Annotated in this window: 21 protein-coding genes; 10 read left to right on the forward strand and 11 right to left on the reverse strand. The window is 43.0% G+C overall.

The window, feature by feature from the left end; translation table 11 throughout:
* Positions 1 to 60: 60 nt before the first annotated feature.
* Positions 61 to 1,959: a tetratricopeptide repeat-containing diguanylate cyclase gene (locus VME0621_RS03315; RefSeq protein ID WP_146158999.1), complete on the forward strand. Its 1,899-nt coding sequence runs from the start codon at positions 61 to 63 to the stop codon at positions 1,957 to 1,959.
* A 31-nt stretch (positions 1,960 to 1,990) separates the two neighbouring features.
* Here VME0621_RS03315 and VME0621_RS03320 read toward each other — a convergent pair whose 3' ends face one another.
* On the reverse strand, positions 1,991 to 3,001 hold the full coding sequence (locus VME0621_RS03320) for an AraC family transcriptional regulator (protein ID WP_062456523.1): 1,011 nt from the start codon (positions 2,999 to 3,001) through the stop codon (positions 1,991 to 1,993).
* Between the two features lie 125 nt (positions 3,002 to 3,126).
* Between VME0621_RS03320 and VME0621_RS03325 the strand changes: the two genes are divergently transcribed.
* The 4 genes from VME0621_RS03325 to VME0621_RS03340 all read left to right on the forward strand — a co-directional run bounded on the left by VME0621_RS03325 (position 3,127) and on the right by VME0621_RS03340 (position 7,505).
* Complete coding sequence (locus tag VME0621_RS03325) at positions 3,127 to 3,447, forward strand: hypothetical protein (RefSeq protein ID WP_031493189.1); 321 nt, start codon at positions 3,127 to 3,129, stop codon at positions 3,445 to 3,447.
* Positions 3,441 to 4,664 (forward strand): HlyD family secretion protein, encoded by a 1,224-nt coding sequence (locus VME0621_RS03330; RefSeq protein WP_062455646.1) that lies wholly within the window; start codon positions 3,441 to 3,443, stop codon positions 4,662 to 4,664. The genes VME0621_RS03325 and VME0621_RS03330 overlap by 7 nt, the downstream gene beginning before the upstream one ends.
* 169 nt (positions 4,665 to 4,833) lie before the next feature.
* A complete protein-coding gene (elbB, locus tag VME0621_RS03335) occupies positions 4,834 to 5,484 on the forward strand; it encodes an isoprenoid biosynthesis glyoxalase ElbB (RefSeq protein ID WP_038226415.1) in 651 nt (216 codons plus the stop codon).
* Positions 5,485 to 5,663: 179 nt separating this feature from the next.
* Positions 5,664 to 7,505 (forward strand): DUF3413 domain-containing protein, encoded by a 1,842-nt coding sequence (locus tag VME0621_RS03340; protein ID WP_062455649.1) that lies wholly within the window; start codon positions 5,664 to 5,666, stop codon positions 7,503 to 7,505.
* Positions 7,506 to 7,544: 39 nt separating this feature from the next.
* On the opposite strand, the gene VME0621_RS03345 is transcribed toward VME0621_RS03340, so the two are convergent.
* The 4 genes from VME0621_RS03345 to ppiC form a co-directional block, all read right to left on the reverse strand.
* Entirely contained in the window at positions 7,545 to 8,903 is a 1,359-nt protein-coding gene (locus tag VME0621_RS03345) for an alpha-amylase family protein (RefSeq protein WP_038226413.1), read from the reverse strand.
* Between the two features lie 339 nt (positions 8,904 to 9,242).
* Positions 9,243 to 11,174, reverse strand: coding sequence for an alpha-amylase family protein (locus tag VME0621_RS03350; RefSeq protein ID WP_062455652.1), 1,932 nt, complete (start codon positions 11,172 to 11,174; stop codon positions 9,243 to 9,245).
* A gap of 177 nt (positions 11,175 to 11,351) precedes the next feature.
* Complete coding sequence (locus tag VME0621_RS03355; protein WP_006069097.1) at positions 11,352 to 11,708, reverse strand: YibL family ribosome-associated protein; 357 nt, start codon at positions 11,706 to 11,708, stop codon at positions 11,352 to 11,354.
* A gap of 47 nt (positions 11,709 to 11,755) precedes the next feature.
* Complete coding sequence (gene ppiC / locus VME0621_RS03360) at positions 11,756 to 12,034, reverse strand: peptidylprolyl isomerase PpiC (RefSeq protein ID WP_004737764.1); 279 nt, start codon at positions 12,032 to 12,034, stop codon at positions 11,756 to 11,758.
* A gap of 178 nt (positions 12,035 to 12,212) precedes the next feature.
* Here ppiC and VME0621_RS03365 point away from each other — a divergent pair, with 178 nt between their 5' ends.
* Positions 12,213 to 13,118 carry a chemotaxis protein gene (locus tag VME0621_RS03365; protein ID WP_038224982.1) on the forward strand — a complete coding sequence of 302 codons (906 nt, stop codon included), beginning with the start codon at positions 12,213 to 12,215 and terminating at the stop codon, positions 13,116 to 13,118.
* Positions 13,119 to 13,161: 43 nt separating this feature from the next.
* On the opposite strand, the gene VME0621_RS03370 is transcribed toward VME0621_RS03365, so the two are convergent.
* Positions 13,162 to 13,824: a lipid-binding SYLF domain-containing protein gene (locus VME0621_RS03370; RefSeq protein WP_062455656.1), complete on the reverse strand. Its 663-nt coding sequence runs from the start codon at positions 13,822 to 13,824 to the stop codon at positions 13,162 to 13,164.
* Positions 13,825 to 13,986: 162 nt separating this feature from the next.
* Here VME0621_RS03370 and mtgA point away from each other — a divergent pair, with 162 nt between their 5' ends.
* Entirely contained in the window at positions 13,987 to 14,667 is a 681-nt protein-coding gene (mtgA, locus tag VME0621_RS03375) for a monofunctional biosynthetic peptidoglycan transglycosylase (protein WP_062455659.1), read from the forward strand.
* Here mtgA and VME0621_RS03380 read toward each other — a convergent pair.
* On the reverse strand, positions 14,654 to 15,874 hold the full coding sequence (locus tag VME0621_RS03380; protein ID WP_062455662.1) for a multidrug effflux MFS transporter: 1,221 nt from the start codon (positions 15,872 to 15,874) through the stop codon (positions 14,654 to 14,656). The genes mtgA and VME0621_RS03380 overlap by 14 nt on opposite strands.
* An 89-nt stretch (positions 15,875 to 15,963) precedes the next feature.
* On the opposite strand from VME0621_RS03380, the gene VME0621_RS03385 reads away from it, so the two are divergent.
* Positions 15,964 to 16,854, forward strand: coding sequence for a LysR family transcriptional regulator (locus VME0621_RS03385; protein ID WP_038224974.1), 891 nt, complete (start codon positions 15,964 to 15,966; stop codon positions 16,852 to 16,854).
* A 68-nt stretch (positions 16,855 to 16,922) separates the two neighbouring features.
* Here VME0621_RS03385 and VME0621_RS26500 read toward each other — a convergent pair whose 3' ends face one another.
* Positions 16,923 to 17,159 carry a hypothetical protein gene (locus VME0621_RS26500; RefSeq protein WP_088878148.1) on the reverse strand — a complete coding sequence of 79 codons (237 nt, stop codon included), beginning with the start codon at positions 17,157 to 17,159 and terminating at the stop codon, positions 16,923 to 16,925.
* Positions 17,160 to 17,363: 204 nt separating this feature from the next.
* Between VME0621_RS26500 and VME0621_RS03395 the strand changes: the two genes are divergently transcribed.
* Both VME0621_RS03395 and VME0621_RS03400 read left to right on the forward strand, forming a co-directional pair.
* Entirely contained in the window at positions 17,364 to 17,945 is a 582-nt protein-coding gene (locus VME0621_RS03395) for an FMN-dependent NADH-azoreductase (protein WP_062455668.1), read from the forward strand.
* Positions 17,946 to 18,106: 161 nt separating this feature from the next.
* Entirely contained in the window at positions 18,107 to 18,457 is a 351-nt protein-coding gene (locus VME0621_RS03400; RefSeq protein ID WP_062455671.1) for a hypothetical protein, read from the forward strand.
* Between the two features lie 375 nt (positions 18,458 to 18,832).
* Here the strand turns inward: VME0621_RS03400 and VME0621_RS03405 are convergent, their stop codons facing one another.
* From VME0621_RS03405 to VME0621_RS03415, 3 genes are all read right to left on the reverse strand, one after another.
* The gene (locus VME0621_RS03405; protein WP_062456527.1) at positions 18,833 to 19,852 is read right to left on the reverse strand and encodes an FAD-binding oxidoreductase; all 1,020 of its coding nucleotides are present in this window, start codon (positions 19,850 to 19,852) and stop codon (positions 18,833 to 18,835) included.
* A gap of 57 nt (positions 19,853 to 19,909) precedes the next feature.
* The gene (hcp, locus tag VME0621_RS03410) at positions 19,910 to 21,571 is read right to left on the reverse strand and encodes a hydroxylamine reductase (protein WP_062455674.1); all 1,662 of its coding nucleotides are present in this window, start codon (positions 21,569 to 21,571) and stop codon (positions 19,910 to 19,912) included.
* Positions 21,572 to 21,767: 196 nt separating this feature from the next.
* Positions 21,768 to 22,508 (reverse strand): FadR/GntR family transcriptional regulator, encoded by a 741-nt coding sequence (locus VME0621_RS03415; RefSeq protein ID WP_006069108.1) that lies wholly within the window; start codon positions 22,506 to 22,508, stop codon positions 21,768 to 21,770.
* Between the last annotated feature and the right edge of the window lie 189 nt (positions 22,509 to 22,697).

Here is a 22,697-nt window from a genome sequence, read left to right on the forward strand (position 1 = left end):
ACGACATACCAATTATTTCTTGTTAACCTATCAGTGCTAATAGCTACCCGACTGTGTTTCTTGTTCACCATTATTCTGTTTGCGTTAAGCTCTAGGGCCGTTTATGCCCAATTTTCCCCCCTCGCGCTCATAGAAGACAAACCCTACAAAGAAACGGTACTTGCCTTGAATGCAGTACGTTACTCAAGTTTTAGTCATGGAGTCGAGCTCTTAGCGCAGCTTCAACGAAGCGCGAAGATTGGACACGATCCGATTGCAAGCTATTACTATTACCTTGGCAAATTCAAACATCATCGGGCACACAAACGTCCCTTGGAAGCACGTAAAGCATTAGATGCCATGCAACAAGTCGGCATCGAAAGAAATGTGCCTTGGATAGTGGCAGAGAGTGATATGTGGTTAGCGACCTTTGATATTACCGATGGTCGCTATGATGTCGCTTTACAACGAGCAAACCGCGCACTGCTGGCCGCCAAAAAGCTGCATTACTTGCACCTTGAAGCAAGGACACACAATCTCATCGCTGTCATCCACTCCAGTCAAAATAGACAGTTACAAGCCAAAAAAAGCTATACAGCAGCATTGGAGATTTTCCGTAGTATTGGTGACGCCGCGTATGTCGTTAAAGTTATTTCCAACATCTCTTTAATCTATGCCGACTTAGAAGAATGGGATAAAGCACTTGAATACAATCAAGAGGGCTATTTTTGGCTGCAGAAGAGTCATCAACCGCAATTAGAACAAGAGGCGATACTCGCCCTCAATCGATCTATCATCGCTGGTAATATTGGTAGCCTGAGTGAACGGTCAGAGTATCTTGACTTAGCAGAACTAAAGGCAGATCAGCTCGGTGATGTTAGGCTGATCGCCAATGTTAAAAGCAATAAGGCATATAACTCACTTGAAAAAGGGCACTACCGACAAGCTGAATGGTTCGCTCAAGAGTGCTTATCTCTAGCTGAAAAGTATCAGATAAAAACCCAAATTCCTCATTGTATTACACACCTTGGACGGGCACTGAGTTTCCTTGGGAGCAGTAGCAAAGCGGAGTCGCTATTGCTTAGTGCCAAAGATCAATTTATAGCTCTCAAAGATCCCCTTAATACGGTGAAAGCATACAACCAGCTTGCTAACTTTTATGCTAGTCAGCAGCACTTTGATGCCGCGTATAAGTATGCTCGGCTTTATCAAGAAGAAAATGAGACCCTACTTTTCGATAGACGGCAAAAAGCACTATTTGAACTAGAGCAAGTGCATGCTGATTCCGAACAGCAGCATAAAATCACCCAACTTCATACGGAGAACAAACTCAAGCAAACTCGCATCGATTACCAAGAGTCTAAGGAAAAAATGTGGGCGGCCATTTTTGTGGCAGGTATGTTTGGCTTTTTGCTGCTGTTTAAAAGCAAGAATACACTTCAACAACAAAACATTTCCTTGTTGTCGACCAATCATTCGTTGCGCGAGCAAAGCATGCTGGACTCACTAACGCGCATACCAAACCGCCGGTTTGCCGAGCATTATCTTAGTGGTGATAGAGCTCTACCTGGCAAAGGGCATATTGCTATCGGTTTAATTGACATAGACCATTTTAAAGATATCAACGACAAATTAGGCCACGCGGCTGGGGATATTGTCCTACAAGAAGTTGCTCAAACGCTCAACAGCGTCTTGTTAAATGACGACCTATTAGCACGTTGGGGTGGTGAAGAGTTTCTTATCATTGTCCGTGCAGATACTCTTGCTCAACTGCAAGAGCGTCTAACTAGGCTTCGAACCACCGTTGAAACGACCAACCTATATTTTGACGAAGGTCGATTGACGGTGACGGCATCTATTGGCGCAACCTTGTTAAGTCCTGCAAACTACCAAAGGCACTGGCGTAACAAGCTCGATATTGCTGATAAGCACCTTTATCAAGCCAAATCTGAAGGACGCAATAAAGTCGTTTTCGCCTGAGTATTCACTAGATGAAACTTAAAAACTCAGATTAGTAAGCAGAAAGATAGTTGTTTAGGTACTGTTTTGGAGTAATACCTCGGTATTTCTTAAACATACGGCTAAAACTGGTCATGTTGGTATAACCTAGGCTCTCAGCAATTTGTTCCATAGGTGTGCCTAGCACAATTTGCTTCACCGCCTCCCCGGATAGAACGAATCCGACCACTGAGGTAAAGTTTAACCCCGACGCTTGTAACCGTCTTTGTAACTGCTGCTCCGACAGGCCCAACAATTCCGACACCTTTGCTAATGTTGGAATCCCAAAATGTCGCGAATAATTCACCACCTCATACAACACTTTCATATGATCTTGAGAGTCTGGCATGTTCAAATAGTTATCGAGATCTGCAAAACTCATAGAAAGCTTTTCTGCGGCTAATGACGGTATCTTGTTACCTTGTAATCGCAGCTTGTTAGGTAACCAAACCTCTGTTTGATTATGCCCCCATTCGATTGGACAACCAAAATAGGCCTCGTATTTAATCCGATTTGCCTTGGTACCTGATATACAAACACGATCAGGAACAAACTCTTCCCCCAGATAGCGCTTCAATACATTACACATGAAGTTTGCAACTCTGACACCATCATCGGCTTTCGCGGCTGCAGAAATTGAGCTGTTGTAATACGTCCACTTAACAATTGGACCCACTACTTCGCCACTGAGAAAAGCCCCAGATTGAATACAAGTAATACCAAAATTAATTCGACGAATGGTCGAGGCAAGATCATGACCCGAGAAAAACCAGCGACTCATAGAACCTAGTCTATCAATCGACATTTGGCTGACAAGATTAAGTACGGCATCCTGATCTCCTGTTATCAACTCAATGTTCTCGTAGAACTGATTGAGAACTGAAACTGGGATCAGTGTCATTGGAAACTCGAGGGCTTTAGCTGGGATCCCCAACTCTTCTGGTCTTACACCATAGGTTTTGTGCAGGTTTCCGACCAGCCCCGCAATACCCATAGCTCTTACAAAGTGTACATTCTCAAACATATCGTCACCAGATGATACTAATTGCCTCAAAACATGTTGATTCTTGATGAAATCTATCATTTTGTAAATGATTATTTCTATGTTGAATAGACTCTCGTTTCTTCTAAATCTTATAAGGTAAATCAATGAGCCTACTGAGTGTCCCATTTGTCGGAACGAGCGCAGACACCGCATTACACGTCGTATCAGGAATCGTATTAGTCGCAAGTGTCGTTGCCGCGGTATATGGGTTTTGGCGTATTCACGAGCTTCCTATTAATAAAGCACACAGCAAAGATCACCATCAGCTAGGACTAATCACCGCTCTCACATGGATAGGCTTTATCTGGCATTGGGTTTGGGTATTGGCCGTCATCATTGCATTTGTAGACATGGAAAAAGCGATTGTTCGACTTAGAGATATTTGGCACGGAAAAGAAGATAATACGGAGAACACAACATGTTAGAGGGTTTAGCAGTTTGGGCTCTGTTTATATACCTACTGCGGTTAATAGGTATGCCATGGAACAAGTTTTCTAAAGGCTTCGCGTATATTGGTGGCGTTGGCTGGCTAATGTTCGTTTGGGTGGGGTTGATTAACTATACCCCGATGGATCTCTCCGGTGGCTCTCTAGTTCAGGCTCCGCATATTCAGCTTCGTCCAGATTCCTCTAATGTAACGGGGAAAGTCGTTAAGTTGCACATCAAGCCCAACCAACAGATTGAGAAAGGTCAACTCATCTATGAGATTGACCCGAAACCTTATCAGATCGCACTAGACCAAGCGGTAATACAACACGATGCAGCACAAGTAGCGTTAGATAGCGCAATTCAAGATGTCGAAATATCGAAATCTAGTTATCTTTCTGCACAAAAGAGTGTTGAAACAACTGCAAGTCAGCTTCGTTCTGCTCAGGTCGATTACACGTTACAACGAAAAATGCTGAAACGCTTCCAAGAGCAGAATGCCGTGGTTAGTAACACAATCACTGAAAGTGATATAGATAAGCAGATTAGCATTGTTGAAGTGGCAAAACACAAAGTAAAGACTACCGAGGCACAACTTGATAAACGCCGTGTAGATGCAAACAAGGCTCTACTTTCTATCAGTAAATATGAATTTGCTGTAGACAGCAGAAGGAATGATTTACGAAACGCTACGGAATCTGTCGAACGCGCACAGTGGGACCTCGACAGCACCAAAGTTTATGCACCGACTGATGGCTTTGTTACCAACTTCATTCTTCGTGAAGGACAATTATTATCGAGAGTGCCACGATTGCAAATGTACACCAACGAAAAGTACGTACTGATGCGCGTTAATCACCAAGCTATTCGAAACATTAAAGCTGGACAACCCGCTGAATTCTCTACATCCGTTTACCCGGGACATGTTTTCGCCGCAGAGGTGGAAGGCATTGTCGAAGCGACGGGTGAATCGCAAGGTACATTACTTGCCATTGATCAGTCAGTACGTACCACTACTGGTAAGAATCTTAATAACAAGCATCACTTTGTGCGCTTGAAAATCCAAGAGACTGAAGGTTATGACATTCCGGTCGGTGCCGTTGGACTAGCTTGGGTGAGCGGAGAAAAACCAATAGGTTTTCTTGCTTTCTTAGACGTCATTCGAGGCATCATATTGAGAATGAAGTCACAGCTCTACTTCTTCTACTCAATTTAAACAGGTCCACTTACGATAACAAATTTTAGTTATCGGTTCCCTTTGCCACCCTTAACGGGTGGCTTTTTTGTGTTTGAAGCAACTAGCATTCTGTGGCACGGCAAGCAGACAAAGAGCCTGACTTTGTCCTAAAGTCATAGTGTCTTAATAATAAGGAGAAATGATCAGCATGAAAAAAATAGCCGTCATTCTTAGTGGCTCAGGCGTATTTGATGGCGCCGAGATTCATGAGTCTGTGCTTGCCCTGCACGCAATAGAGAAAGCGAACGCAACATGGCACTGTTTTGCCCCCAACGTTGAGCAACTGCACGTCATTAACCATCTAACCGGGGAAGTGACGGAAGAGAGTCGCAATGTACTTGTTGAATCTGCCCGTATTGCGAGAGGAAACATTGAAGATGTCGAAAAGTTGAATGTGAATGATTTTGATGCGCTGCTGCTTCCGGGGGGCTTTGGCGCTGCCAAAAATCTTACTGACTTTGCCATTAAGGGCGCAGAATGCTCCATTAACACACACGTAGCAAGTGCATGCCGTGCCTTTGCCGAAGCTGGGAAGCCAGCAGGTTATTTGTGTATTGCCCCAACTATTATTCCATTGATTTATCCAAATGCTGTCAAAGGAACAATAGGTAACGACTCCGACGCTGCCGCTGGATTTGCAGCCCTAGGAGGTCAACACGTTGACTGCGCTGTAGATGAGATTATTTACGACGCACAACACAACGTGATTTCTACACCAGCCTATATGCTGGCGACAACCATTTCAGAAGCCAACAGTGGTATAGAAAAACTGGTTAATAAGCTGATTTCTCTAGCTTAAACGACCTCAAACAGGGCCTCACCCATCAAAATACGTGGGGCTTTGTAACGATGTGCAATCATTATGTCGTTTTCATTTCAAATTTGTAGTCACTCGAATACAATACGCGCTTCTTTGACAACGCACTTATTAGCGTTATCACGATTTTAAATGCCATCGATTTTATTGGTTTATTGAACATGTTTACTTACTTAAAAGCTAAGTTAAGTCCTTACTATGAGTTTTGGATTCTTAATGCACTGCTGGCAACCCTTATAGGCGCTCGCTACTTCCTGTACTTTCCTGATGTCCCTTTTGATGGGGTTCAATTCTCATTCGCTGTAACAAGCTTGTTCAGCCATATGAGCCTACTCGCCCTTGTGTTTTGGCTGGTTGGCCTCGTTTTATGCTTCCTGCCGTTAAAAGCTAAACGCCCGTTACTAGCGCTTATTGCAACCATTGCCTTGGTATTTTTGTTTGTAGACACCATGGTATTTGGGTTTTATCGATTCCATTTGAACTACCCTGTCCTGTCATTAGTCATGTCGGGGCAAATAGTTGAATTCCCACTATCTGCGTGGGCAATGCTTGTTGCAGGAATTGCCGCTTTATTTTGCTTCCAATGGTGGGCATTAGGCAAAATGGAAGTTGGTCAATTCAGCCTTACAAAGAAGCTTCGTAAGCTATTTCTTCCTCTGTTTTTTGTAACCACATTAGCGAGCCATGGCATTCACATTTGGGCGGCAGCCACTGCATACCAGCCGGTTTCTTTCGTTAATCAATATTTGCCACTTTTCTATCCAACCATCGCCAACTCATTTTTGATTAAGCATGGTTATATTGATCGAGAAGAGCTTGCTAAGAAGCAAGCAAAGGCTCCCAAAATGCAAGGCGGATTAAACTATCCTCTTCATTCAATCACTGGTGATAGACCTGAAAAGCCAAAGAACATCATGCTAATTCTGATTGATTCTTGGCGTCCAGATACTGTTACTCCGAAATATATGCCTACTGTCTATGGTATGTCTCAAGAGGGACTTTCATTCGACAAGCACTACTCTTCTGGTAATGCGACGCGTATGGGTACGTTTGGACTGTTTTACGGTTTGCCTGGTCCTTATTGGCATCCGATGCTTGCCAACCAACGACCAACGGTGCTGATGGACCGACTGCAAGAGCTCAACTATGAGATTGGTGTGTTTACTTCGGCACACATTGAATCGCCAGAATTCAACAGAACCATATTTGCTCATATTCCAAATTTGCGAATTAGGGGCAAGAGTAAAGGTACCGCGGCAGATCGTGACATCGAACTGGTCGACGATTGGATGAAGTGGTATGACGTTAACAGTAATAAACCAACTTTCTCATTCCTGTTCTTTGATGCGCCGCATGGTTTCATTTTCCCTGACGATTATGAGCCAAAATTTGAGCCAATGTCGGGACCAAACAATCCGTTTGTTCGCAGTAACGACTCTGATCCGGAACCGATTTTTAACCGCTACAGAACCAGCACACACTTTGTAGATAGCAAAATCAAAGAAGTGGTCGAAAAACTCAAACAAGCTGGCACATATGAAGACACACTAATTATCGTTACAGGTGATCACGGTGAAGAGCTGAACGACAATGGCCAGAACTTTTGGGGACACAACGGTAACTTCACTGAAGCTCAGGTAAAAGTACCATTCATCATGTTAGGTGCCGGAGTAGACAAAGCAGCAAATCAGTGGCCAAAGGGCAAACTGACTACGCATTTCGACCTTGTTCCAACGCTAATGAAGAACTACCTAGGTGTCACCAATGATCTTGAAGATTACACTGTGGGCGAAGATCTTTATGGTCAGTTTGTTGATCGACCATACACAATTATCGCAGACTATGGTGACTATGCCGTGGTCTCCGAAGATAAGATCTTCTCACTAAAAGGTAATGGTCTTTACGAAGTGAAAGATGGCAGAAATAGACTACTTCCTAAACAAGAAATTGATCAAGAGAGAATGCAATACGCCATCGAATTGCTGACTCGATACACCAAATAAAACAGTCACCCCAAAGCCCTCTGCACAGAGGGCTTTGTTTTATTCACCGCTTATCAATAACTCTGCCGATCCAGCCGCTACGTGGATTTTTCCTGTTATTCCATCAACCGCTTGTCGAGTTAGAATCGAGTTATACTGTCCATCAAGGTCGACGTTGATTGATTTCGCGCGCGTCGATTTGTTGATTAGCACGATCCCCTTTCTACCGCGCTTAAACGCTAATAGATCGTCATTCGCTTCCAGCAACTCAAACGGTTCACCATGAACTGCGTGGCAAAAACGTATCACATGAGACAACTTCTGATCCCTCCAGCCTTCAACCCATCTCGGCTCCTTGTTGGTATTTTTGATACCACTAGGGTCGAGATCAGAATAGATAAGAGGTACCCCACCATCACGAGTCAAGATGTATACTGTCGCAAGCCATTCGTTAGTTTCACTCATGACAAGGTTGCTAAATACTTCATTGTTAGGAATGTCGTGTGTCACAGCAAAGGTTATTGAGCGCTCGTTAGTGAGCGCTTGCCCGAAACAGTATGGGTCAATTAATGCCGTCAAACTTCCGCTTTTAGATTCGAGCGCCTCATACACCGTTTTGAACAAAGGGAAATCATAAGCAGCTAAGCGAGTTTCTTTCAAATAAGGTTGCAAGAAAAGTTCATACTCTTCTTCCGTCGCTCCGCCATCGGTAATTATCTCACCAAAGACGTGCATGTCTTGAGTTATCTCCTTAGTAAATACCTGCTTTATATGCTCGATGGTCAAATGCTTAGCCGCATCTATACGAAAGCCACGAACCCCGAGATTTTTCATTGCTAAAAGATAAGCCTGTTGCTGCTTGATAACATGAGAACTGGTTCGCAGAGTAGGTAAACCGGGATCTTGAGGGCCTCCTGTCAGTCGACCATTTTGCACTTCCCAACGGTCTTTCCAATTCTCTATCCCAAACGCCTCAACAAAATCATGCTCATCAAACAGTGCTTCATCCAAATCGCCAAATAGCTTTTGCTGTTCGAAATAGGCACGATGCTCGGTATAACTTTGCATGTCATTATTGCTTGGATACTGTAAGTCCAGTCTAGCCGCCGATTCGTTGGCCATATGGTTGAAAACCACATCGATATAGACCCATACACCCACATCATTCAATTCCAACATCATTGCTTTGAAGTCTTCGGTATTTCCAAGCTTGTTATCGATAACTCGATAATCCTGAGGTTGATAAAGTTGCCACCACTTCACTTCATTACTGTCACGAAATGACTTCATTGGCGGTGAAACTAATACGGTCTGATACCCAAGTTCCTTTATTTCTTTTGCTCGCTGAGCCACCAGCGCATAAGGCCAATCAAACGCATGTAAAATCACATTGCTTTGGTTGTTCGTTGTCTTTGACATTGGTCCATCCCCTTTAACCGGGTTCACTACTAATGAACGAAATTATAAGGTTCATACCAGTTAGCAACTCATCCTCAAGGCACTTTCTATTGGTTGAGAGGTTGGGCGTAGCTAAAAAAGGCAACGGAATCTTGGGAAAAGCCGATACTCTCACACGACAAAGAAAACATATAACTGACTGAAAATTATAATATAAAAATCGTAATGGTTCACTTGTCCGCATTCTTAGAAGCTAGAGTCGGTATTTGTAACAAAATGATAGCGTGTGTATAAGCCAACTATAAAGCCGTGAGCTTGCTCACAGCTTGTAGTCATTTTGATTAATGAGCACCGTACGAGTTAGTTTTCTAATACTTTCAACCATTTAATATCATACGCATCAAAAATGATATTTTGATGATAGGGCTTTCGCTCTTGGTTAAGCACGTCTTGCACCTCTCTTGAACCCAAAACATCACATATGGATGTTGGAATGGTTTGCCGATGTTCACTGAAGTTACATATAGCCAATAATCGGTCACCATTGGCTGCTTTTCTGATATAAGCAAAAAGATGAGGCCGATACGTCTCTAGAATTTCCGTTTCCGCTACACCTAACACTGGCAGAGATTGACGAAGCTGAATCATATCTATTAGCTGTTGATGAATACGACCTCGCGGATCACATTGGTCTTGAGCGATTGCAATGTCTTTTTCCGAAATAGCTGGACGATTAACCCAACGAGTATCGTCAACTTTGTGTGGGTCGTTAAGGTATTGATAGTCATTGAACATCCCGAGTTCATCACCTTGATAAATCAACGGCACACCGCCAATGCTCAAATTGACGCTATTTAGCAATCTAACTCGTTTCACAGCAAGCTCAATTTCTTGCTGATGTCCAGATTGCATCGCTGCCTCCAAACCGCATAGCGATGCTAAAGATCCACAAACTCGACAATCCCCTGTCTCTGGGTTTTCTTGGAATGGGACACCATTGGCAAACGCCCCCTCAAACTTGCCTGTATAGAACTGATTAAGGAACTGACGATGGTCATGCCCCTTGATACCTACCTGATCTGCTACAGCATCATCGAAAGTCCAGCCAATGTCGTCATGACAACGTATATAGTTCACCCAACTGCAGTCCGGCGAGATAGCAAAACTTTTCTTTAAAGACGCTGTGAGTAACTTGGTTTCTCTAGTTGCCAAACTTTCCCACATCAAAGCCATCATCAATGGGTTATAGGACAATTGGCATTCATTTTTATCTATGTATTGAGCGACTTCATCTGGATGAACGATGGCTTCACTCTTAAATAAAACTGATGGAGCTGTGATCTGTAAGCAGAGGTTGAATGCTTGAATCAAAGTATGCGCTTTTGGCAAACTTTCACATTGAGTCCCCTTCTCCTTCCAGATAAACGCTAATGCATCGAGACGTAGGCCATCACAACCTAAGTTGGCCAAAAATAGCATTTCATCAGTGATTGCGTTAAATACTGCTGGGTTACTGTAGTTTAAATCCCATTGAAAGCTATTAAAGGTCGTCCATACCCATTTTTCTACATCTTCCAACCAAGTAAAACTGCCGCGCCTAACTGAAGGGAAGATCTCTCGACACGTAGCGTTGTATTCATCAACGTCCCGTTTGTCGTCGAAAAAATAGTAAAACTCTTGATATTGCTCATCACCAGACCGAGCATGCTTCGCCCATGCATGTTCATCTGAGGTGTGGTTAAAGACAAAGTCTAAAACCAGGGCAATTCCAGCTTCGTTAAAGGCATTGGCTAGGGACTTCAGATCCTTCTCTGTACCTAGCTTAGGATCCACTTTACGGTAATCCGATACAGCATAACCACCGTCGCTATTCCCCTCTGGAGCTAAATACAAAGGCATCAAGTGAACATAATTAATGCCAAGTTGCTCAAAATACGGGACCTTCTCTTTCAGCTTTTTAAAATCACCCGCAAACAAATCGACATAAACTGCCATACCTAGGACGTTTTCATCTCGAAACCAATTAGGTGTTTTAAGTCGAATCGCATCTTTGTTTTTTAGCTTACGAGAACGCGATGCGAATCCTGCGCAGAGCATTTCTACCAGTTTCTGTAGATAAAGGAAAAAATCATAACGAGTGCCATACAAAGCGTAGTAGTGCTCAAATAAGGCCGGAAAGTGCTGCTCTAATCTTCCATAAAGCTCTTTCTCATCTTTTTTAGTCAATTTAGGTAAGGTGATGGAGTCCATTACCTGCTTAAGTGCTCTCTGGCTTGTCGTGATTCCTTGCATTACCTCACCTTAATCGATTAAGTCTGAACTTAACCAATTATAGAATAAGTTAATTTTCGATATTCGAGTTTTTGTGTGACCAACTTCTTAATCGATTAAGTTCATTGAATAGAATCCAAAAAAAAGCGCATCAAAAGATGCGCTTTCCATTAGTGTTAGTTAATTCTAGATCGAGACTTAGAATTTTTTTGGAGCAAAACCTGTCATCACTTTCAGCTTTAGCTCTTTACCAATCTTCGTCATTGGATGCACTACGACCAAGCCTTTTACCGACTTTTTCAGTTTACCCATATCCGCCTGTTCTGCTTTGGTGATCTCACGAGAAAACGGCATATCAAGCAAGCTTTTGCGCTCTTTGTTCATATCGTAGCTCTGCTTGTGCTTAAGCTGAGCAATCTTCTTTGTCAGTTTGTCGATTTCATCAGTAAAGCGAGAAATCAGTTCGTTGTCGCCACGCGATTTGGCACCAGCCAATTTATGATTACACTTATCGAGGCGGTTATTCAGTTTTTGTAGTTCTTGTTTCATGCTCATGGCCGGAACGTTTCCTGTTAATTATTAGTGAATAGCGGTGTTGCGAACTAAGTGCGGTACAAAACCTTGACGACATGCCAACCAAACTTAGTCTTCACTAAATGGGGAACAAGCGTTTCACCACTAAAACAAACTTTGTCAAATTGAGGCACCATCTGTCCCTTACGAAATTCACCTAAGTCGCCGCCTTTTTTACCTGAAGGGCAAGTGGAGTACTTTTTAGCAAGAGTCTGAAACTTAGCGCCTTTTTTCAGCTGTTTGATGATATCTTCAGCTTGTTCTTTATGTTTCACTAAAATGTGAAGTGCTGCCGCAGTTCTTGCCATTAGTTGTCTACCCTTTTTAGCGTCTATGGGATGATGGAATGCGCAGAGTGTAATAGAAAATGAGATACAAATCACGTTTACTTTTCAAGCGACTAAACTTTTTTCTTTCCCGGCCGCACTAACTTTTGATAATAAAGTTTATAAAATCAATCTATTGGCTTATAGAGTAAGAACTCAAATGAATACTAGCATCAGTAAAGCGAACCAATCACAGGGCATGTTACTGTTTACCCTCAACTTGCAAAAGCAACGTTTTGCCATTGGCACGCTAAAAGTGCGAGAAATCGTTCCTTTCTTACCCACTACGCAAATTCCCTACTCTCATCAACATGTCGTTGGCACTGTCAGCATTCGAGGCCTGACCGTCCCCGTTATTGATATGGCAGCTGCAATTGGTTTTAGACCTATCGCACCAGAGGAATACAACAACACCTATTTAGTGGTTACTGATTGCCTGAGAACCGTTGTGGCGTTTATGGTTCGAGATATTGATAAAATCATCGAGTGCGACTGGAAGTCCATTGAGCCAGCTCCCGATAGTGCAGGTAGAAATGTATTTGTTACTGGCGTCACTCGATTTGAAGATCATATAGTTCAGCTGTTAGACGTAGAGCTGCTACTATCCAAAATCTACCCACAGTATGCCGATACCAAGATCCCAATGTTAACCGACGTCCAACGCGAAAGAATCAAGTCACTTAACATTCTACTGGTTGACGACTCTTCCATCGCACGCAAACAGCTAGGTGATGCGCTTAACAATATCAATATTCCTTTCGATATCTGTCGAGACGGCAATAGCGCCCTTGAGTTTATGCGCAATAAAGCAAAGCAAAATGATGCCATCGACATATTAGTCAGTGACATTGAAATGCCGGGGCTCGATGGTTATGAACTGGCTTTCGAAGTTCAAAATGACCAAATGCTCAGTCACGCCTACCGCATCTTACACACCTCGCTTTCAAGCGAAATGTGCACGGAACGCGCTCATCAAGTTGGCGCCCACGAAGCACTAGTTAAGTTCAATGCAGGTGAATTGATTGAAGCTATGTTGAGAGGGGCGGAGAATCTAACCGCGAATTGAGGTTCCCCTTCAACCAGTAGTTAAGCTGAAAGGGATAATGGACTTAGTTACCGTCGTAGTTATTGTTTGGTGCAAATGAGAAACCTTGACCACCGATCGAGGCTTCATACATTAATCCGCCCTTAGTCATGGTAAATACTGCCATGCCGTTAATGTAATTCGCTTTAGTTTGGTTGTCTCCAGCCTGTGCCCCAACACCTGTTGACCCAGCTTGTGCACTTGCGCCCACCGTTAAAGCAACAGCAGATGCCTGAGCACCAAATTCAAAACTGCCGCTTGTAAAAGAGTAATAGTCGGCTTTGCTTTCGAAGAAAATGATTTCGCTATAGGCCTGTGCGCCTAATTGAAGTCCAATGCTGAGCTGCGCTAACGTTGAATCACCAACGTGAATGCCTTGGCGATACACTTGCCCTTCACCGTAGGACCCTCCAATTCCAAAACCACCCTTACCAACGGTTGGAAATACCGCATAACCATACGCATCTTTGAAAAATGGATGCGTTGCGTCGGCTTGCTTGAATTTGTTTAACGTAGCTTCATATTTACTACTATTCTCGTTAGCAGAAACTGCTTGGTCATTTTCTTTAGCTACCTCAGTTCCTTCTTCAACACTTTGACTATCTTTCTGAGGTACTTCTGAAGCATAAGCTTGAGGGATGATGGTAATACACGCAGCCAGTAGATAAGGCCTAATTCTAACTAACATACTCTTTCCTTTCTCGAGTAAGATTTTGTGTTTTGACGACAGATTTCATCATTAGTTCACCCTATAACGCACTCATCAATAGATCAATTCCTTCACAGCATGTTTTGCACCTAAAGCAAATAGAATCTACACTGTTGCCATATCGAATCGAGTAATAACTTAATGAATCCTATGATAAAGAAGCTGCTCATCAATCTAATTTTGGTATTAGTCGGCGTTCCGATTCTGTTAGTCGTATTCCTTAAGTTTCTGAATCCGCCAATTTGGGGATGGAAAGTGGCTCGTACCCTATTTCCACCGGAAGGGTATCCAACGCAAACCCGCCAGACATGGGTTCCTCTATCTCAGATAAACCCCAACATGCCGCTCGCAGTAATAGCGTCAGAAGATCAGAATTTCCCTCATCATATTGGTGTGGATTTTGGAGCCCTTTTTGGTGTTTTGGCAGAGAGTGGCAGCCCGTCTCGCGGAGCGAGTACCATTACTCAACAAACCGCAAAAAACGTGTTCTTATTTCCAAGCCAAACTTACATTCGAAAAGCTTATGAACTTTATATTGCCTTACTGCTCGAAGTCATTTGGGGTAAAGAGCGCATTATGGAAGTTTATTTGAACGTTATCGAGTTTGGCCCCGGTATTTATGGTGTAGAAGCAGCCAGTCAATATTACTTTGGCATCAGTGCCAACAGATTAAGTAAAGTCCAAGCAGCTCAACTCGCAGTAGTGCTGCCTAACCCTTATCGAATTAAGCCGACACCGATGTCAGATTACGTTAACAAGCGGACACTCTGGGTAGTAAGTCAGATGAATAACCTAGGATATAATTCAATTAACTATCAATAGTGTCCATTTGTTTCGTTCCACCAGCATAGCGTCTGATCTGGCTCATTAGAAGAACGGCTGCCATCAACAAGGCTGATGCAATATAGAAACTTCCTAGCGTCATTTGGCTTGTTACCCAGCGTTCAACCAAATACCCACCAAATACACCAGCTATCACCATTTGAATTGAGCCGGATAACGCCGACACCGCGCCCGCGTTTTCTTTATGAGGACCAAGTAACAAAGCGATGGAAATCGGAAACGACAACCCTTGAGCAACAGTGAGCCAAGTAAAAGCGAACACAAGGTTAAATACCGTCATCTCAGTCATTAACAACCACAAACCCGATAACGACATAATGGTAATGGCGAGGAACAAAATCCAGTTGTTAGAAAAATACCGGTTGAGGATATTGAGCGATACGCTTCCCATCATAAGACCTGCTGATGGGATAATCATTATCGTTCCATATTCTGCCGCAGTTAAACCAAGCTGATGCTGCATTAAGAATGGGAATAAACTTAAAGAGACAACTGCACCTAGGTAACTGATCCAGTTATAACTTGCGCTACCAATCACTTGAGGGTTAACAATTAACTTTGAATAGCCATGGATCACTTCTGTCACTTTGAATTTACGAGGCTTATAAGGCAAGGTTTCCGGCAAAATGAACCAGCCAAGCGTGAAGATAGCGACCAAATATACCAAGACGAAAACAAACACTGCTTCCCAGCTTAAGTGAAACGCAATCCAGCCACCAAAGACAGGGGCAATAATAGGCATAACCGAAGCCGTCACCGAAATATAAGACAGCGCCTTGGTAAGCTGTTTTCCGTCATAGCTATCACGAAGTACACTTCGCCCCAACACGGAAGCACTTCCAGCTCCGAGTCCCTGAAGCAATCGACCTACTTCTAACGCGGTAAAGTGTTCATTCAAAGCAATACACAGCAGTGTTCCGACTAGGTAAACTCCTTGACCTAGGATAAACACCGGACGTCGGCCAATAGCATCGGACAAAGGACCATAAAAGAGTTGAGAAAGTCCGAAACCAACCAGAAACAGTGTTACGAGCATCTGAACATCCGCATGTCCAATTGATAGGGCTTCGCTAATAAGTGGAAGTGAAGGTAAGTAAATGCTCACGCCCACTTGACCCGTTGCGATGATCATCATCGCGAGCAACATAGGTGTTTTATTAAAAGATTTATTGTGTTTTCTATTCATACACACATTCTATATTGCGTATGAATCATTGATAATACACTATAAAGGAAACAGAATACGTCCTAATAGGAAACAATCTAGGAGTGCACATGGATTGGATATCGTGTATCAATACTTACATTCGTGTCGTCGAAGAAGGCAGTTTCAATGGTGCAGCCAGAAGACTGAATACTACCAGTTCAGCCATCAGCAAACGCGTCCACTGGCTTGAAGAACGTATCGGTGTCCAACTTCTAAAAAGAACCACTCGCTCTGTCACCCAAACAGAAGCAGGTGCGCTTTTCTATCAACGCTCAAAAGATTCTCTTGATAGGTTTCAGTCCATCATTGACGAGACTCGCTCGGTCAATGAAACTCCGGCAGGATTGTTAAAAATCGGCGCAACCATCGCCGTCGGCTCCAAATTTTTGGTTCAGTATCTAAACGACTTTCTAACGCAATATCCTGACATTCGAATTCAGCTGACCACCACAATTCCTGGTCAGCTTCCAGATACCAACCTAGATGTATTTATTAGTCGTGAGCTAGAAACTCTCAACAGTCTTAGCATGAGACAAACTTCGTTATTTGAGCAACGAATCGGCTTTTATGCTGCGCCTTCCTACATTAGAGAGTTTGGTGCTCCCCAATCTATTGACGAGCTCAAACAACATAACATTCTTATTTGGGGTGAGCGTCCACAACGAGAATACAAGATCTCGAAAACACAACGCGTCATGTTGTCCGGAAATTTTGCGACCACTAACCCAGAAGCATTATTTTATGCCGCCAAAAATGGGATGGGGGTATTAATCAGTAACGACATTATGATCAAAGAAGACGTCAAGTCTGGCGCTTTAGTTAGAGTCCTTCCCGAGATTCAAGCTTTGGACTCTACCGTCTACGCCTATTATCCTAAACTGGATTATGAGCATACGAGAACCAAACTATTTTTGGACTATATCAAAATGCGTTTGGCTCAGTCGAACGAAGAAGGGTAAAGCAATGAAAAAATCGCCAGCACTACCCTACTTTCTATCAATAAAAAGAACGCCAGATCCAATTTGGCTCAGGATGCACTAGTAAAGTGCATCTTTGACTTTTTCAAGGTTTTATCTAGTACGCTGATGGCCAAAGACAAACAGAAGAAGAACCAAACGAGCTGACCAGTAATAACTAACCAACTGTTTTTCCATTCAGAGGCCGTATAAACAATGAGTTGCATCCCCAAGAAATAAGCAATAATGCTCAAGAAAACCAAGGCAATAAACCCGAACACCATCAGAAATGTTATCCATTTAGGCATAATTAAACTCCAATAAGTAATGAAAAATTCAATTGCTCCTAATTGTCTTGCATAAGTAGTTCCACTTTTATTGCGGGCATTTTCTTGTTCAGTTATTTCGAACTTCTCACTCAAATTTAGTGACTTTTCAGTCACGCTCCGTCTGATTAGACTGGACGCATTGTTTAGGAAGCGAAAGTGACTTCCCCATAAAAGGATAACGATATGTCTAAAACTCTTGTTCTAAAGTCGAGCATTCTAGGTGATTACTCTCAATCAAATCAGATCATTGATCAGGCTATTGAGGGTAAATCCGATGTGATCATTCGTGACCTAGCCACTAATCCAGTGCCAGTATTGAACATGGAAGTGGCGACAGCCCTTCGCGGCAATAGCGAAGACTTAGCGCCAGAGCTACAAGAGATTGTCAAACTTTCAGACGACCTCATTGAGGAACTCAAAAGCGCAAATAAAGTGATTATTGCAGCACCGATGTACAACTTCATGATTCCAACCCAGCTTAAGAACTATTTTGATCTTATCGCTCGTGCTGGAGTAACGTTCACCTACACTGAAACAGGCCCTGTTGGTCTTATCCAAGAGAAAGAAGTAGTGGTATTAACCACTCGTGGTGGCATTCACAAAGATACACCTCGCAACAGTATGAATGATTATCTTGCTACGATTTTAGGCTTCCTTGGTATGACGGATGTGGAATTCATTTACGCCGAAGCGCTAAACATGGGTGATGAACCTGCCGCAGAAAACCGTGCATCTGCACTAGAATCTCTGAGCGCATTAGTCTAACTGTTCTTGGTGAGTCAATAGAGCAAATATAACGCGAATTGTACTCACCACTTTTGTTTCTCGCATTCTTTTCCTTGCTTCCATACAAACCTATGACACTTCTCCACAGATATAACTATACGCCTGTGCAATAATTTATTTATCAATGAATTGGAGGAGCCGTGTTGGTCGTTTTTTTCTGCTTTTGTCTAAGCGCGTACTACTTAGTCGCCTTTCCGGGGGGTGTTCACGCCTACCGCAAAGGGGCGTTGAGTTGGGGAGATGCGTTTTTGCCTCTAATGGTCTTCGCTGCTTGGTCTGTACTGGCAGTGTTTGGCGTAGGTGCACAAAGCTTAGGAAACTTGATAGAGGTTATCTTGCTGCTCATTGCAGCCGTTTGTATTTTCTATATTCGACTGATTTACGTTCACAGATATCCGAGTAACCGACTGCATTCGCTCTATATTATGTATCTGATAGTCACTGTGATAGTTATTCTAACCCGTGTTTTCTTTCCGCACATGATGGAGTAACACTAAGGATTAAGTTAATCATTATTAATACTCTTAGAAACGACCTTCTAAAAGCCATTCGTTATGGTAACTCATCACTTATTTCATATTGATTTACCATGAAACGTCTTTTCGCTCTTGCTATCGCCTTACTCGCTGCCTATGCCTTATTGAGTCCCAGTCATTATGTGACCAACCCTTGTCCCCAATCTCACTTGGAGCCCACTTCAAAGTCATTTGATGATGCTCACTTCCAGCAGTTGATCAAGCAAGCACAGTCTTGTTCATCTTGCTCAAAAAGTCATACCTAGAGTTGATATAAAAACCCGTTAAAAAAATGGGCGCTCGAACTAGTCGATACGCCCTCCCAAAACAGTGCAAATTATCAACAATCCGTCAGTACAAGCTCACTTCTACATCCGATTTAATGGTACTGGAACAAGCCAGCACAAATCCATTAGCTTTCTCTTCTTCAGTCAACGTTTCGTAGCTGGTAGAGCCTACTTGGCCAACTTTCACCTTACATTTGCATGAACCACAAATACCACTGCGGCAAGCTGCAATAACCGGCACGCCTCCCTTCTCCAAGGCATCAATTAACAAGGTTCCCTTATCAGCATCAAGCTCAACACCAAAGTCAGGCACCGCTACTTTTACAACGCCCTCTTCCATGTCTACCGTAACATCAGTCGGCGTAAAACTTTCTTGATGGAACTCCGACATATCAAAGTTGGCTTGCTCTAGGGAAGATTTGACTACCTCCATAAAGCCCGTTGGACCACACAAATAAACGGTGCGTTCATGAAAGTCAGGAATTAACGACGTTAGCCATTCAAGATTTATCAAACCTTGCGGAAAATCTGTGCCAGAATTGTCTTCAAGCAACATTTTTAGTGCGAAGTTATCGACCGTTTGGTTAAGCTCAACCAACCTATCAAAGTAAATTGCATCTTGTTTGCTCTTCGCAAGATGGAGAAATTCGATATTGACATCTGCACCGTCCACTAGCCACTGATCGACCATGGACATGACAGGTGTGATACCACATCCCGCGCTGATCATTAGGACTTTGTTTTTGGGCTGACAGTCAATATTATTGAAATGACCAAGTGGTGCTAACGCTTCTACCTGAGCACCAACTTCAAGCTGCTCAACAATATGGTTTGACACCAAACCGCCTGCGACGCGCTTCACTGTGAATTTGAGCGTTTTACTTCCCGGTACTGAACTAATTGAATAAGCTCGATACGCTTTACTGCCGTCAATATCAAAGCCAAGCGATGAGAATTGACCCGGTTTGAATTGAAATTCAGTCTCGCCGGACTTTGAAGCAAGTTCAAACGATACCGAATCTGGTGTTTCAAACCACTTTTTAGTACATGTCAGTTCTATCGTATCTGATTGGGACCATGCCATTACATCATTCCTCTGAATAAGAAATGGCGCCTTAAACGCCATTTCTAGTACCTTTTTTTACGCTGCCAAAATCGTCTTTAAGTCGTTTTCTACGGTAGAAATACCACGCATATCAAACTTCTCTTGTAAGATGCTAAGCAGGTTATCTGTAAGGAATGCAGGAGCCGTTGGACCGGTATAAATGCCTTTAACGCCTAAAGCGAAGAGTGTCAACAAGATGACAATCGCTTTTTGCTCAAACCAAGATAGGACGAGAGTCAGTGGCAATTCGTTAATGCCACAATCAAACTCATCAGCAAGCGCTAACGCCAATTGGATAGCAGAGTAAGCATCATTGCACTGACCCACATCCAATAGGCGAGGAATACCATTGATGTCACCAAACTGGTTTTTGTTGAAGCGGAACTTGCCACACGCCAGCGTCAGAATAACACTATCCTCCGGAGCTTGAGCTGTAAAATCGCTGTAGTAACTACGCTCTGCCTTGTCTCCATCACAACCACCAACCAAGAAGAAATGCTTGATTGCACCCGCTTTCACTTGTTCGACAACTGCTGGTGCTGCTTGCATTAGCGCATTGCGACCAAACCCAACCGTGATCATGTGTTCAATTTCGTCGTGCTGGAAGCCGTCTTGCGCAAGTGCACATTCAATCACTTGACTGAAATCGTCCCCTTCAATGTGCGCCACACCTGGCCAACCTACAATGCTGCGCGTGAACAGACGGTCCGCGTATTGACCGACATTAGGGTTAAGCAAGCAGTTCGACGTCATGACAATCGCACCAGGGAAGTTGGCAAACTCTTTTTGCTGGTTCTGCCATGCGCTGCCATAGTTACCAACTAAATGAGGGTACTTCTTAAGCTCTGGGTAAGCGTGAGCTGGGAGCATCTCACCATTGGTGTAGACGTTAATGCCTTTTCCTTCTGTTTGCTGAAGGATTTTCTCTAAGTCATGAAGGTCATGGCCAGACACTAGAATACAGTGGCCTTTTACCGTTTTAACGTTAACTTGAGTCGGCTCAGGGTGACCGAAGGTTTCCGTTTCACCTTTATCTAGCATTTCCATGATCTTGTAATTCATAAGACCAATTTGCATCGAGGTATTCAGTAATGGCTCTAAATCGACAGGGTCAGTACCTAACCAAGCCATAATTTGGTGATACTCACCATAGACCGCTTCGTCTTTTTGAGAGAGCACACGAGCATGCTCAAGGTAGGCGGCTGCACCTTTAAGACCATAGAGACAGAGTAAACGAAGGCCAATCACGTCTTCATGTAGACTATCGTGACCACGGTTTACCGCTGCAGTCGGAGCAAATTCTAATAGCGCTTGTTTTGTAGTTGGTAAGTCAAACTGAGCAGCAGAAGAAAGTTCATCAATCGCGATACCTTGTACTAGAGAGGCAGCTTGAACTTGTTCTTGAAGACGCGCTTTATATGTTGCAGCCAGATTGGCAAGCTCGATGATGCGTTCAGGGTCGAAGTTAACGTTAGTTAGTGTAGAAAAGAATGCTCTAGGCGCCCATTGGTCGATTTCTTGGTCTACGATACCGAATTTACGACCCTGATCGGCCCAGAATGAAACCCCTTGAAGGGTATACACTAATACGTCTTGTAGGTCAGAAACTTCAGACGTTTTGCCACACATACCTTGAGTATAAGAACACCCTTTAGCAACAGGGGTTTGAATAGTTTGTTCGCATTGAATACAGAACATAATGAGGACTCCAGTATTTTAATTCGTGCCTTGGTACTTTGCCAAAGCTGATTATTCCTGAAGTCTCTATAGCATAACGTGTGCCAATTTTTATCTTATTGTAATTAAAGACTTTTAACACAAAAATCACAATTAAAACAGTCATTTAGACCTAGACCACAATCACAACATTAAAACACATCTGAGTCATTATGACCTAAATTACATCAAGAAAACGATTCTCCATTTCAACTTCTTGAAGTTTCATTAGTTTCAACGCGGTTTTCATATGTTTCTGCATGACTTTATACGCCATTTCAGAATCACCAACTCTCAATGCCTCAATTAATGAAAGTTGGCTATCTATACCTGTGCGCCAGAGATCGTAATTTTCTGGCTCATATAGCTTCTTGTAGATTGTCATATCTGACAACATTTGAGCAGTAAAGCGGATAACCAGTTTTAGTAACTCATTGGAGGAAAAACTTGCCAAAATACGATGGAATTCAATCGACGCTAAGTGATGCTCTCGCTCTTCATAAATATCACGAGGAGGCTCAGCATACAATTTGGTTTGGTCCTTTAGCTCTTTGAGCTGATTCGACGTTAGTTTACCCGCTAAACTGGCGGCAAGTTGGGGCTCTAATGCGAGACGTAGCTGATACAAATCTTCAATTGAAGTCTCCTTGAAGAATAGATAATTACTCAGCAACATTTGCGCTTTTTCTTCAGAGACTTCGGAAACGAAGACACCACCTTTGGGGCCCGTTTTTGTCTGCAATAGCCCCTGAGCGTCTAATAGTCGCATCGATTCGCGCACTGTGCTTTTTGAGGCGTCAAACATTTCCATCACTTCCACTTCATTAGGAAGTCTATCTCCTGGCTGAAGCTTCTGTTCCACAATCCATTTTTTAATCGCTGACGCTACGTTTTCGGTTCGTCGTTTTTTGACGGTCAAAAGACACCTCTATTTTTACTCGATTTCAATGTCTACGGTAACTGAAACGCCCTGTCGGGTGAAGCAGTTACCTTAAAACACAAGGTTATTAGCTCTCAATATCGTTACAAATCATACTCACAAAAGCGACGACATCGATTGCATTTATCATGATAAATAGTGTATTTTGCCAATTTATCATGATAAATA

The organism is Vibrio mediterranei (genome assembly GCF_900088415.1).
Classification (GTDB): domain Bacteria; phylum Pseudomonadota; class Gammaproteobacteria; order Enterobacterales; family Vibrionaceae; genus Vibrio; species Vibrio mediterranei.